At 67.5% G+C, this 13,576-nt stretch carries 10 protein-coding genes; 9 read left to right on the top strand and 1 reads right to left on the bottom strand.

Annotation, left to right across the window (positions count from 1 at the left end; all coding sequences use genetic code 11):
* The first annotated feature begins 190 nt into the window (after positions 1-190).
* Genes VGK20_13535 through VGK20_13525 form a run of 3 tightly spaced genes read left to right on the top strand, consistent with a single transcriptional unit; the run spans position 191 to position 4,091 of the window.
* The gene (locus tag VGK20_13535) at positions 191-769 is read left to right on the top strand and encodes a DnaJ domain-containing protein (protein ID HEY2775064.1); all 579 of its coding nucleotides are present in this window, start codon (positions 191-193) and stop codon (positions 767-769) included.
* 26 nt (positions 770-795) lie between these two features.
* Positions 796-2,772, top strand: coding sequence for a molecular chaperone DnaK (gene dnaK, locus VGK20_13530; GenBank protein ID HEY2775063.1), 1,977 nt, complete (start codon positions 796-798; stop codon positions 2,770-2,772).
* Positions 2,773-2,807: 35 nt separating this feature from the next.
* Positions 2,808-4,091, top strand: coding sequence for a spherulation-specific family 4 protein (locus VGK20_13525; GenBank protein HEY2775062.1), 1,284 nt, complete (start codon positions 2,808-2,810; stop codon positions 4,089-4,091).
* A 112-nt stretch (positions 4,092-4,203) separates the two neighbouring features.
* Here the strand turns inward: VGK20_13525 and VGK20_13520 are convergent, their stop codons facing one another.
* Positions 4,204-5,355, bottom strand: coding sequence for a phosphoserine transaminase (locus VGK20_13520; GenBank protein ID HEY2775061.1), 1,152 nt, complete (start codon positions 5,353-5,355; stop codon positions 4,204-4,206).
* A 229-nt stretch (positions 5,356-5,584) separates the two neighbouring features.
* On the opposite strand from VGK20_13520, the gene VGK20_13515 reads away from it, so the two are divergent.
* The 6 genes from VGK20_13515 to VGK20_13490 all read left to right on the top strand — a co-directional run bounded on the left by VGK20_13515 (position 5,585) and on the right by VGK20_13490 (position 13,531).
* On the top strand, positions 5,585-5,863 hold the full coding sequence (locus tag VGK20_13515; GenBank protein ID HEY2775060.1) for a pyrimidine/purine nucleoside phosphorylase: 279 nt from the start codon (positions 5,585-5,587) through the stop codon (positions 5,861-5,863).
* Positions 5,864-5,921: 58 nt separating this feature from the next.
* Complete coding sequence (locus VGK20_13510) at positions 5,922-7,436, top strand: oligosaccharide flippase family protein (protein HEY2775059.1); 1,515 nt, start codon at positions 5,922-5,924, stop codon at positions 7,434-7,436.
* Complete coding sequence (locus VGK20_13505) at positions 7,433-8,266, top strand: glycosyltransferase family 2 protein (protein HEY2775058.1); 834 nt, start codon at positions 7,433-7,435, stop codon at positions 8,264-8,266. Before VGK20_13510 ends, VGK20_13505 begins: the two co-directional genes overlap by 4 nt.
* Positions 8,263-9,435, top strand: coding sequence for a glycosyltransferase family 4 protein (locus VGK20_13500; protein ID HEY2775057.1), 1,173 nt, complete (start codon positions 8,263-8,265; stop codon positions 9,433-9,435). Before VGK20_13505 ends, VGK20_13500 begins: the two co-directional genes overlap by 4 nt.
* Before the next feature lie 105 nt (positions 9,436-9,540).
* The gene (locus VGK20_13495) at positions 9,541-10,005 is read left to right on the top strand and encodes a nuclear transport factor 2 family protein (GenBank protein HEY2775056.1); all 465 of its coding nucleotides are present in this window, start codon (positions 9,541-9,543) and stop codon (positions 10,003-10,005) included.
* 142 nt (positions 10,006-10,147) lie between these two features.
* Entirely contained in the window at positions 10,148-13,531 is a 3,384-nt protein-coding gene (locus VGK20_13490) for a hypothetical protein (protein HEY2775055.1), read from the top strand.
* The last annotated feature ends 45 nt before the right edge of the window (positions 13,532-13,576 follow it).

Here is a 13,576-nt window from a genome sequence, read left to right as displayed (position 1 = left end):
CGGACGGCACGGCTCGCGGGAAGCCGATCTGCTGTGGGAACGGTCACACTCCGCTGAAAAGAACCGCCCAGGTTCAGGGGTTTGCCTTGTCCGGACGACGCGTGCGAAGCGTCGTCGCGGCGTCTTTTAGTTTTGACTAAGGGTTGCGGCGCGTATAGCCGACATCTTCTTGGCTGGGGGTGAGGGGGCGATGAGCTCTCAGGACGTTTTCATCGATTTCTACGAGGTGCTCGAGATCAGCCCGAATGCGCATCCGGACACGGTTGCGCGCGTGTACCGGATGCTGGCCCAGCGCTTTCATCCCGACAACAAGGAAACCGGTGACGTCGAGCGATTCACGCAGATCCTCCAGGCCTACAAGGTGCTTGGCGATCCCGAGCTCCGCGCCCAGTTCGACGTTCACCACCAGCACCACAAGGCGGTCAAGTGGCGCCTGTTCGACGCGCAGGAGGCCGCCGGCGGCGTTTCCTCCGACCGCGAGATCCGCTTCGGCGTGCTGAGCTTGCTGTACAACAAGCGGCGTCGCGACCCCGAGCACCCGTCGATCGCGATGTACGAGATCGAAGGCCTGCTCGGCATCCCGCGCGAGCACCTGGAGTTCACGTTCTGGTTCCTGCGCGAGAAGAGCCTGATCGCGCGCACCGACGGCGGCGGCTGCACCATCACGTCGACGGGTGTCGACTACCTCGACCAGAACGGGCTGCCGGAACGGGCTGAGGCTCTGGCGGGACTGCCCGCCGGCCGCAGGGCCGGCCGCGCACGCGCGTAACGATTCCGGATCAACCGAAAGGCCGCATGGGAAAAATCCTCGGAATCGATCTCGGTACGACCAACTCGGTGATGGCCGTGTGGGACGGGCGCGAGCCGCGCCTGATCGCGAGCCAGCAGGGCTCGCGGCTGACGCCGTCCGTGGTCGCGTTCGGTGCCAACGGCGACGTGTTCGTCGGGGAAGTTGCGCGCCGCCAGGCCGTGGCCAACGCGCGCTGCACGATTTTTTCGGCCAAGCGCTTCATGGGGCAGCAGTTCGAAGCCGTTGCCGCCGACCGCGAGGTCGTGCCTTACGAAGTCGTCGCCGGCGATCACGGCGAAGCCCAGATTCTCGTCGGCGACCAGCGGTGGATGCCCGAGCAGATCTCGGCGCACGTGCTGCGCGAGCTCAAGCGCTCGGCCGAGTTCTTCCTCGGCGAGCCCGTCGACGGCGCGGTGATCACGGTGCCTGCGTACTTCAACGACGCGCAGCGCACGGCGACCAAGGAGGCCGGCCGCCTGGCGGGGCTCGACGTACGCCGCATCATCAACGAGCCGACGGCGGCCGCGCTGGCTTACGGCCTCGACAAGAACCACGAGAAGTGCGTCGCAGTCTACGACTTCGGCGGAGGCACTTTCGACGTCTCCATCCTGACGGTCGGCGACGACGTCATCGAGGTCATCTCGACGCACGGGGACACCCATCTCGGCGGCGACGACATCGACGCGCGCATCGTCGCGTGGCTGATCGCGCAATTCGAAGAGAAGACCGGCATCCACATCAACGGCGATGCCGTCGCGCACCAGCGCCTGCGCGAAGCGGCCGAGCACGCCAAGATCGATCTCTCTTCGCGCACCGCGACCGATATCAACCTGCCGTTCCTTGCCGCCGACGCGAGTGGACCCCAGCACCTGGAAGTCGCGATGTCGCGCGGCGCGCTCGAGGAGATGATCGCCGACCTCGTGGAACGCACGCTCTCTTCCTGCGTGCAGGCGCTGAGCGACGCCGGGCGCGGCGCGGCCGAGATCGACGAGATCGTGCTCGTCGGCGGATCGTCGCGCATTCCGCTCGTGCAGAAGCGAGTCACCGAGTACTTTCGCAAGGAGCCGCGCCGCACCGTCAATCCCGACGAAGTCGTGGCGCTCGGCGCGGCCGTCCAGGCCGGCGTGCTTTCGGGCGAAATCAAGGGGCTGGTGCTGCTCGACGTCACGTCGCTGTCGCTCGGCGTCGAGACGTTCGACGGGCTGACCGCCAGCGTGATCCCGCGCAACACGACGATTCCGACCGAGGCGATGCGCACGTTCACGACGGCTGCCGACGGGCAGACCAGCGTCGAAGTGCACGTCGTGCAGGGCGAAGCCGACCGCGCCAAGCTCAACGACTCGCTCGGCCGCTTCGATCTCGACGGAATCGAGGCAGCGCCCAAAGGTGCACCGCAGATCGACGTGACGTTCGCGATCGACCTCAACGGCATGGTCAAGGTCAGCGCTCGCGACCGCGCCACCGGCCGCTCCCAGACCGTATCGGTCTCGGCGCGCACCGCCGTCGCCAACGAGCCTGCCCTCGGCGGGAAGACCGCCGAGACCAATACGACGACGACTCGGCCGCTGCACGAGGGCACGGCGCGCTCGGCGCAGACCCTCGACCAGCCCGTCGCGCAGCACGCCGCATGGCAACCGGGGCCGCCGGCCGGGCAGCACCCGGTGCAGCAACGCGCAACGCAGGCTGCCAGGGACGCCGGCGCGAAGGGTGCGTCGCACTCCGCCGCGAGCGACGCGCGGCAAAAAGAAGCGAGCCCGCCGCCGCCGGTCGATCCGACGCTGCAGGAAGTGGACCGTCTGCTCGGTCAGGTCGGCGACAAACTTGCCGCCAACGACCGCGTGCATCTCGAGAAGAACGCGCGCGAGCTGCGCGGCCTGCTCAGCGAGCAGGCCGCTTCCGAGGAAGTCGAGCGCTCGCGATCGGCGCTGCGCGGCGTCGTCGGTCGCATCAAGGAAGCGCTGCTGCAGCGGCGCGCGCGGTGACCCGGGTTCACTCCGGCCGCGCTGCGGGCCTTCGCATGGTATTGCGCATGGCGTTGCGCGCGGCAGTGCTCGCGGCCTGCTGCATGCCGGCGTCCGGTGCGAAGCTCGCCGCCGCTTCTCCGCTCCAGTCGATCGCGATTCCCGCGTATTTCTACCCGAGCTATCCGGATCCGCTGTGGACCCAGATGGAGCACGCCGTGCCGACGGTGTCGTTCGCCGTCATGAATCCGGCAAACGGCGCCGGGCCGATGCCCGACTCGAACTACACGAGCCAGATTGCCCACACCCGTGCTGCCGGCATCAAGGTGCTGGGTTACGTCTACTCGAGCTATGCGACGCGCGATCCGGCGCTGCTCAAGACCGACATCGACAACTACTACGCGTGGTACGGCGTCGACGGAATCTTCATCGACGAAGCCGACGACACGTGCGCCAACGAGCCGTACTACGCCGATCTCGACACGTACGTGAAGGCCAAAGGCGGCCTCGGGTTGACGGTGATCAACCCGGGAAATCCCACGCTCGAATGCTACGCCGCCGCAGCGGACATCATCCTGGACTTCGAGGGTTCCTGGGCCCAGTACCAGACGTGGATGCCGACCGGATGGGAGTCGGGCTACGATTCCTCCCGCTTCTGGCACCTGATCTACGCCACGTCCGAAGCCGACGTTCCACAGGCCGTGCTGCTCAGCCAGCAGCGCAATGCCGGCTTCGTCTACGTGACGACGGACCAGCTGCCCAATCCCTGGGACACGTTGCCGTCGCCCACCTACTGGTCCACTGAGCTTTCGTACGTGCAGCCGACCAGCGGGGGCTGCTCGCCGCCGGTCGCGAAGCCGAAGCTGCAGATCCGCGGCATCGACACGCCCGACGCCGACGATTCACTCAAGTTCTCCGGAACCTTCGTCCTCGCCGGCACCCCGTCGATCGATCCGGTCACGAACGGCCTTCGTTTCGTGATCGCCGACGGCAGCGGAACCACGGTCGACGTGACGATTGCGGCCGGAGCCTACAGCGGCGACCCGGGAAGCGGCTGGACCGGCTCATCCGGAAAGTGGAAATACCAGGACAGGACCGCCATTGCCGCCTCCGGCATCACCAAGGCGCAGCTCAAATCGAAGAGCGACGGCGTCTCGACGACAGTGTCGTTCCGAATCTTCGGATCGGCCGGCTCCTATCCAGTCAATCCCGCCCAACTCCCGCTAAGCGGCGCCGTCCTCCTCGAACCGACCACGCCAACCACCAACTGCGCGACCGCCACCTTCGCCGCCGACGGCTGCCTCCCGACCGGCACCACCACCGGCGTCCGCTGCAAATAAAACCTCAACGCCACTAGCGGGCGAAAGGCATCCCCGTGCGAGCGGCTCCGCAGGGCCGCGAAGCGGCCCGAGGACGTAGCGAGCGCGGGCATCCCTTTCGCCCGCCAGGGCACTACACCCCGCGAACTTCGGCGAAAGCCCAATCGAGCCAAGGCAGCAAAGCCTCGATGTCACTGCGCTCGACGGTGGCACCGCCCCAGATGCGAAGACCTGCCGGTGCATCGCGGTAACCGGCGATGTCGTAGGCGACCCCTTCCTTTTCGAGGATCGAGCACATCTTCTTGATCGCCGCCGCCCGCGCGTCGCCGTCGAGCGCCTCGAACCACGGCTCGACCACCTTGAGACAGATCGACGTGCACGAACGCGTCTTGTCGTCACGCGCGAGGAACGCGAATGTCGGTGACTCGGCCACCCATGCCGAGATCGCCGCAAGATTTCCTTCCGAGCGCGCGATGAGACCGCGAAGCCCGCCGACGCTCTCCGCCCACGACAGGGAATCGAGCGCATCCTCGACGCAGAGCATCGACGGCGTGTTGATCGTCGATCCCTGGAAGATCTCCTCGTCGAGCTTGCCCTTCTTGGTCATGCGGAAGATCTTCGGCATCGGCCACGCCGGCGTCCAGCTCTGCAGCCTCTCGACGGCGCGCGGAGACAACGCGAGCATGCCGTGGCCGCCTTCGCCGCCGAGCACTTTCTGCCAGGACCAGGTCACGACATCGAGGCGGTCCCACGCGACGTCCATTGCGAACACCGCAGAGGTCGCGTCGCAGATCGCCAGGCCGTTGCGATCGGCCGGGATCCACTTGCCGTCGGGCACGCGCACTCCCGAAGTCGTGCCGTTCCACGTGAAGATGACGTCGTTGTCGAAGTTGACCGAGGAAAGATCGGCAATCTCGCCGTAGTCGGCGCGAACCGCGCGGGCTTCGAGCTTGAGCTGCTTGGTGACGTCGGTGATCCAGCCGTCGCCGAAGCTTTCCCATGCGAGCAGGTCGATCGCGCGCGATCCGAGAAGCGACCACATCGCCATCTCGACCGCGCCGGTGTCGGAGCCGGCGACGATGCCGAGGCGCCAGTCCTTTGGCATGCCGAGAACGGACTTGCTGCGCTCGATGACGGCAGCGAGTTTTTCCTTGCCGACCTTGGCCCGATGCGAGCGGCCGAGGGCAGCCCCGCCGAGCCCGGCCAGGCTCCAGCCGGGACGCTTGGCACAAGGACCGGATGAAAAATTCGGGCAGGCAGGCCTGGAGGTGGGCTTGGTCGGCATGGATTTCCCTCGGGTCGAAGGGCGCGTTGCAGAGCGCCCGGTGGATACGCGAAGTGTCTACATTGCGGGTGCAGGCCGCGGATTCAACGCGGCCGGCAGCGGGCCGCAGCGCGCACTTGCGGCTCTGCGCGATCCGATCACCGGCTCGGGCCGCGCAAGGCCGCGTCCAGTTTGGACCGGCGCATTTTCGCACTGGCCCTGAGCATGGTTATCGGCTAGACAGCGCTCCATGCTCCTCCACAACACCTTCTTCGACGGACTGGTCCAGAGCATCGGCTTCGAGCGCAACGGACGCCGCTACTCGGCGGGAGTGTTCGACGTCGGCGCGTTCCACTTCAACACCGATGCGCCCGAGCGCATGACCGTGCTCAGCGGCGAGCTGCGCGTGCGGCTTCCCGGGGAAGTCTCGAGGGTCTATCCGTCGGGAACGTGCTTCGAAGTGCCCGCCCACAGCGGCTTCGACGTCGAGGTTTCGGCGCCGGCCGCGTATCTCTGCGAGTTCCTCTGATCCGGAGAGGGGCGATGACGATCCATATCGTCCTCGCCGCCTGCGCCCGGCTTCGGGCATGAGCGAGGCGTCGCCAGAAACCGGCGACGTGCTGTCGCGCGGAGCGCGCGGCGCGCTGGCGCTCGGTGTGCGCCAGGCCGTGGTGCAGCTCCTCAACATGGCGGGCGCCATCGTGCTCGCCCGCGTGCTGACGACCGCCGAGTTCGGCGTCTACGGCATCACCGTCTTCGTGATGAGCTTCCTCGTCGTTTTCGGCGACGCAGGGCTTGCGGCCGGCCTCGTGCGCGAGCACGCCGAGCCCCATGAGCGCGACTACCAGGCGATCTTCACGTTCCAGCAGGTGCTGGTGTTCATCGTTGCCGCGGTCGGTTTCACGGTAGCGGGCCCGCTGTTCGCGCGCGCGTGGCCCGGCGCCGGTATCGGCCATCTCGTCCCGGCCCTGTTTGCCGCGCTGGTGCTCGCGTCGTTCCAGACGACTGCGGCGGCGCGGCTCGAGCGTCACCTCGAGTTCGACAAGCTCGCGGTGGTCGAAGTGATGCAGGCATTGGCATTCAACGGCGTCGCGGTGGCGTGCGCGCTGGGGGGCGTCGGTGCCGACTCGATGGCAGCAGCGCTGGTTGCACGCGCTGCCACCGGCGCAGTCTGCGTGCACGCAGTGACGCGCCGGCCGATCGCATGGCACTGGGACTGGACGCGGGTGCGATCGCGACTGCATTTCGGGTTGTCCTACCAGGGCGCGGCGCTGGTGAACCTGATCCGCGACGGTCTCGTGACCGTCTTCGTCGGCGCCGCTCTCGGCAACGCCGCCGTCGGCAGGATCTTCTTCGGCCGCATGCTCGCGTTCTATCCTTTCGTGATCGTCTACATGATGCAGCGCCTGTTGATGCCGCTGTTCGCGCGCCTGCAGGCGAGCGCCAAGGACCTGCGCCGCGCGGTCGAGCTTTCGGTATTCGCCGTCGCGGCGCTCGTCGTCCCGGTGCAGACGACTGTCTGGGCTTTGCAGGAGCCTGTCGTGCGCATCGTGTTCGGATCGCAGTGGCTCGACTCGCTTCCCGTCTACCGCTGGCTCTGGTTTGCCGCGACGCTCGAGCCCGAGCTCGTCGTCGCGATCGCGCTGCTCAATGCGCTCGGCCACGCCGATCGCACGCTGCGCTTCGTCGCGACGACGACGGCGTTCCTGTGGCTGGCCGGCGTGCCGCTGCTGCTGCTGGTGGGCCCGACCGGTTACGGTATCGCCGCGACCCTCATGCTCGCGATCAAGTGGAGGCTCGTGGCCGAGGCCGACGCGACGACGGACACGCGCTCGCTCGCCATCGTCGTTCCGGTGTGGATCTCCGGGCTTGCCAGCGCGTTCGTCACGGCACTGGTCGCGCGGGCGTGGCCTCCGTCCTCGCCGCTGTCGCTGGCCGTGCTGCTGGCCGCGTGCCTGGCTACCTATTCGGTATTCCTCTACCTGGCGGCCAGGGACAGGACGACGACCGCTCTTCGCTGGCTGCGCGCCCAACTTGTCCTGGCAATGGCCGGCGGAGCCGCGCCGGGCGCCGCGCGATCCGCCGCCGGGAGTCTCGATTGAGCAACGAGCCCGTGTGCGCCGTGATGCTGTGCTGGAACGACAGCGCGCGGGTGCTGGCACTTATGGACGCGCTCGCTCGCCTCGTGCCCGCTCCCGACCGCATCATCGTCGTCGACAACGGCTCGGCGGGCGACCACGTTGCGCGACTTATCGCCGTGCATCCCCGGTTGACCGTGATCGAGCTCGGGTACAACTCGGGCTTCGCCGCTGCGGCCAATCGCGGCATCCGCGAAGCGCTCGGCTGCGGTGCCGGGTGGGTCTGGCTTCTCAATACCGACGTCGAGCTCGAGAAGGACACGCTCGCTTCGCTCGTCAACGTCGCGCGCAGCGATGCGCGCTGCGGAATGGCGGCGTCGCTCCTGGTCGAGACGGGGGGCGAGGTGCAGGCCCGCGGCGGAGGTCGCGTCAACCTGTGGACCGGATCGTCCCGTCACGTGATCGCACGAGGTGAGCCGTGCCACTACCTGACGGGAGCGTGCCTGCTGCTGAGATCGAGCATGCTGCGCGAGATCGGCCTCTTCGACGAAGCCTATTTTTTCTATTGGGAAGACGTGGACCTCGGCTTCCGCGCGCGCAAGGCCGGTTGGACGTTCGCGGTGGCCGACGCGCCGGCCGTCGTGCATCTGGAGGGCTCGACGCTGGGCCGCTGGAGCCGCGAGCGCTGGTACCACATGTTCCGCGGCATGAAGCGCTTCCTGTTCGCCAACGCGCCGCTCCCGCGAACGGCGCTGGCGGTGCGGCTGTTCCATCACAGCGCCGCGATGCTGAGGCACGGTCGCCGGGATGCGATCCGTGGCGCGTGGCAGGCCGCGCTCGAGCCGCGCCGTTGAAGATCCTGTACATTGCGCCGGCGTCTCCTTTCCCGGCCCACTTCGGCGGAGCGATGCGATGCGCCGCCGTTCTCGCTGCACTCGGGCAATGTGGATCCGTCGAGCTGATCGTGGTCGCCGACGAGCCGGGCCAGCGCGCGCGCGCCTGGCTCGCGGCCCGCGGTGCGACGCTGTGGGCGACGCCGCAGCGCGGAGCGCTCCCTCGCGCCGCACGCATCGTGCGCGGCGCGGCTACCGGTCGCTCGATACCGGCGCTGCGGCTTGCCGAAGGACGGCTCGGCGAAAAGCTTCGCGGGGAAATCCTCGCCCGCCGTCCCGACGTCGTCGTGCTCGGCGATACGTTTCTCGGTGAGGCGGCGCCGGCGCTGCGCGATGTGACGCCGATGCTCGTCGTCGACAACTTCAACGTGGAATCGGTGTTGTGGAAAAACGTTGCGTCCGTAACGCGCACACCGGCGGCCAGGGCGCTGTATTCGCTGCTCGCGACGAATACCGACGCACTCGAGCGGCGTGTGCTTCCGCTTGCCGATCGCGTCTGGACCGCAAGCGGCGAAGATGCCGCGTGGTTTTCGCGAACGCTCGCTTTGCCGCGTGTCGACGTGGTGCCCAATGTGCTGCCGGGTCGTGCGCCACTGGCCCCGTCTACATCCAGCGAAATCCTCCTGAGCGGATTTTTCGAATATCCGCCGAACGAAGATGCGGCGCTCGCCCTCATCGGCGTGTCACAGGAGCTCGCACGCCGCACCGTAGGGCACAGCATCACCCTGGTCGGCCGCGGGCCGACGCGGCGAATGAGGACCGCGGCGTTCGCGACGCCGGCGGTGGCGATTGCCGGCGAGGTCGAGAGCATGGAGCCCTGGCTGGAACGGTGCGGCATTTTTGCGGCGCCGCTTCGTGCCGGCTCGGGCACGAAGTTCAAGCTGCTGCAGGCGATGCTTGCGGGACGTGCCCTGGTGACGACGCCGGTGGGCGCGAGCGGCCTCGAGATCGAGCACGGGCGCCACGGCCTCGTGTGCGAATACGCGGATTTTGCGTCAGCGGTCGCACAGTTGCTGCGCGATCCAGCACTTCGCGAGAGGCTGGCCGCCGAGGCTCACCGGCACGTCACCACGCGCTTCGGCCAGGCCCGCCTCGATGATGCCGTACGTCGCAGCCTCGGTGTTCCATGAGGGGGCGACGCCGACCGGCGCGGACGTGATTGTCAGCAGGGCGTGCGCGAACGGGGGCGGGGCGGCACTTCCATCGGCACGGCCCGCGGTCCATTGTCTCGCGCAATGGACCTGCTCACCACTTTCGCGGCTTACGAAGCCGATTTCGAAAAGACCGTTGGCGACGATCGCTGGACGCGGCTCGAGCCGTACTTTGCAGAGGACGCGGTCTACCAGACTTACGGCAGCACCGGACGTCGCACCAAAGGCCGCGCCGCCATATTCCGCCGCCTTCGCCGCGAGCTCGATGCATTCGACCGTCGCTGCCAGTCGCGTCGCGTGCGCACGACCCAGGGTCCGGAAGTGGACGGAAACCGCGTGCTGCGAAGCTGGGTCGTCACGTTCCACATCGACGGCGCCGCCGACCTGATGATCGAAGGCTCCGAGCGCATCACGTTCGAAGACGGCCGCATCGTGATGCTCGAGGAAGAGCCTTCGGAGCTGGCCGAGCGGCACCTGCTCGCCTGGATCAAGCTGAATCCTCACGTGTTTGCCGTTGCCAGCGACACCACGGCCGCGACTCCGGGCTGAATACAGGCTCAGCTCCCTTCGCCAGCGAATTTGCGCGCGGCCCCTTGATGGCCGGCGGCCGTCGTGGTTCCTTGGTCGGGGGGAACAGCCGATGCGGATCGGGGGACGGGTCCACGCGGCCGCAGCGCGAGCAGCGGCACTCTTGATTCTCGTAGTCGCGACGGCGTCGCAGGCCGGCGTCGTTCCCTACGACATCGTCTACGTACGCCAGCCGCGCTTCGGCAACAGCCAGAACACGCTGTGGCCCGAAGTGTTCCATCCCGCACGCATCGATCCCGGCGCCGACCTCGTGCTGCTGCATCCCGATGGCAGCGAAGAAGTGTTGTTCGCAGGCGGCGACGGGTCGGTTACCGATCCTTTCGTCTCGTTCGATGCGCAGTGGGTGTACTTCGCGTATTTCCACGACCAGCAGCCGGCAGGGATCAACGACCAGCGCGGGCTTTCGTACGCGGGCTCCGACATCTATCGCATCCACCTTGCCTCGCGCACCGTGCAGCAGCTCACGCACGGCGAGTTCACGCCGAACACCGGCGCGGCGCACTGGTACCAGGACCCGAGCGGGAACTACCAGCCGGTGGACACTCCGGACCAGTACTCGTGGGATCACCTCGGGTACGGCATTCTCAATCTCGGCCCGGCTCCGGTTGCCGGCGGCAAGATCGCGTTCGTCAGCAATCGCAACGGCTTCCTGCCGCCGAAAGGCTACACCAATCCGAGCCTGCAGCTGTACGTGATGGACGACGACGGTCGCAACGTGACCGAAATCGCGCCGATGAACATCAGCAGCGCGCTGCATCCGACGCCACTGGCCGACGGCCGCCTCGTGTTCAGCTCCCACGAATCGCAGGGTCTTCGCGATCCGCGGATGTGGGGCCTGTGGTCGATCGATCCCGACGGCCGCCACTGGGGACCCGTCGTCAGCGCGTTCCATGACGGTCAGGCTTTCCACTTCATGACGCAGCTCTCCGGCGGCGATCTCGTCGTCGTCGACTACTACAACCTGAACAACAACGGCTTCGGCGCGCTCTACCGCATGCCGCTTTCTCCTCCGGCCGGCCAGCCGCCGTTCTATCCCGCATTTCTCGACCAGAATCCTTCGATCGACCAGACTGTCGGCGCCGGCTACCACTATCCGTTCACGATGCCGTTCACGCCTCGCGGCGGCATGTACTCGATTACGCCGTTCACGACCGGACAGGACGAGGCCGCGCCGGTGGGAGCGGGCGGCGTTCGCGTCGGGAAGTTCACGCAACCCTCGGCCGCGCCCGGCGGAGACCTGCTCGTGGTGTGGACGCCCGGCCCGGCGAACAATCTCGACCGGCCCACGCCCACTCCGTACTACGACGCAGGCATTTACCTGATTCCCGGCGGCAACGTCGTCACCGATCCATCGCAGCTCGTCGAGATCAAGAACGACAGTCGCTACAACGAAGCGTGGCCTCGCGCCGTCGTGCCGTACTCCGACGTGCACGGCATCGCCGAACCGGCCGAGCTCCCGTGGCTGCCCAACGACGGCAGCGAGCATCCCGATCTTCTTCCGGCCGGAACCCCGTACGGCCTCGTAGGCACGAGCAGTTTCTACAAGCGCGACAGCTTTCCGGGTTTCGCCTCGGCCGGCAGCGAGGACTACGACGGGCTCGACGTTTTCAACACCGCCGAGAACGGGCAGAGCTACAACTGGTCGACGCAGGGCTCCGACGACGGCAAGTACACCAACGATGACATCTGGGCAGTGCGCCTGCTCGCGATGGAGCCGGGCACGCATCGAAGCTACGGGCCCAACGGCGGCCCGAGCGGCGGACAGCTTTTTTTCAGCCACGCGATGGAGCGCCTGCGCATTCTCGGCGAGATTCCGCTGCGCAAGACTGCACCGGGCGGCGGCGCGCTGCTCGATCCGGAAGGAAATCCCGACACGAGCTTCCTCGCGAAGATTCCTGCCGACACTCCGTTCACGTTCCAGCTCCTCGACCGCAACGGCATGTCGCTGGCGATGGCGCAGACCTGGCATCAGGTGCGGCCCGGCGAGTCGCGCTACGATTGCGGCGGCTGCCACGCGCACAGCCAGCAGCCGCTCGATTTCGAGACGACGGCCGCCGACCAGCCCGGCTACCACGTCTACGATCTTTCGAAGCTGACGCCCCTGGTCAGTCACGACGTCTCGGGCAATCCGACGCTGAACGTCGTCAGCCAGGGCATCGTCAACGTCGAGTTCTACCGCGACATCCGGCCGCTGCTGCAGCGAAGCTGCGTGCCGTGCCACAGCCAGATGAACGCGATGCCCGGCGCAAACCTCGTGCTCGACGACTACGCCGACTACGGCGGCGTGCCCGGCGACTACGCGCGCCTTGCCGACGACCAGGACGCAAGCTGGGGCTATCCGCCTGTGACCGGCGCCGGCTGGCGGCAGACCAACGCGAGCCGCTATATCCGCAGCTTCCAGAGCCGCCGCAGCCTTCTCATGTGGAAGATCTTCGGCCAGCGGCTGGACGGCTGGACCAATGCCGATCATCCGACCGAAACGACACCGGGAAATGCGGCAACGCTGCCGCCGGGCGCTTCGGCCAACGACGCCGACCTCGACTTCACCGGCACGATCATGCCGCCGGTCGGCAGCGGTGTTGCGGCGCTGACGATCGACGAGAAGATGACGATCGCGCGCTGGATCGACCTCGGCTGCCCCATCAACAACGGCGACGGCGGCGCGACGCCTTGGGGCTGGTTCCTCGATGAAATACGGCCGACGCTCGAGGTGAGCGTCCCGCGCGAGGGCCGCACGATGACGAATCTTTCCGAGATCGTCGTCGGCATTGCCGATGCCGACAGCGGCGTCGCAATGGGTTCCCTGTCGATCGTCGCGAATTTCAGTCTTGCCGGTCGCTCTGCGGGAAGCGAGCTGGCAGACCTCGCCTCCGAGGTTGGCGATGGCATCTATCGCATCGACCTCGGAGGCGCGGTTACTGTTCCCGACGACGGCGAGATCAAGTTCTCGGTGCGCGACAACCAGGGCAACACGACGTGGGTCTCGCGCTCGCGATCGGCCGCGCCGTTCTCGCCGCCGCCGCCGTTCTCGTGCGACGCCGCGCCGATGACCGGCTGCCACCAGACCACGACGGCCAGCCTGGCGACGCGCCTTTCGGATCCGACGCGCAAGCGCCTCATGTGGAAGTGGAAGAGCGGCGATCCCACCGGCGTCTCCGAGTTCGGCGACCCGCGCTCGACGACGTCGGCGGCGCTTTGCATCTACGCCGACACGGGCAGCGGACCGGCGCTCGTTGCCGATCTCGGCGTTGCGGCGGGCTCGGCGTGGATCGCGCGGCGAAGCCTCGGCTTCCAGTACCGCAACGACAGCGGCGGCTCGTCGGGCATCACGCGCGTCAAGCTTCTCGCCAAGAGCACCGGCGCCGGCGGCCTGCTCGTCAAGGCGGCGGGCGCATCCATTCCGCTGTCGGCCGGCGACATTCCGGACGGCGCCGTCGTTACGACGCAGTGGGCGAACAGCGACGGTCAGTGCTGGGAAAGCCGCTGACGCGGCGTGTAGTCGGTCACATTCCAGTCCTTCCGGCGCAGGTTG

The sequence above is a fragment of the Candidatus Binatia bacterium genome, assembly GCA_036493895.1.
In the GTDB taxonomy this organism is placed as follows: domain Bacteria; phylum Desulfobacterota; class Binatia; order UBA1149; family CAITLU01; genus DATNBU01.
The sequence above is the reverse complement of the archived record's forward strand: the minus strand, read 5'-3'. Positions and strand labels throughout refer to the sequence as shown.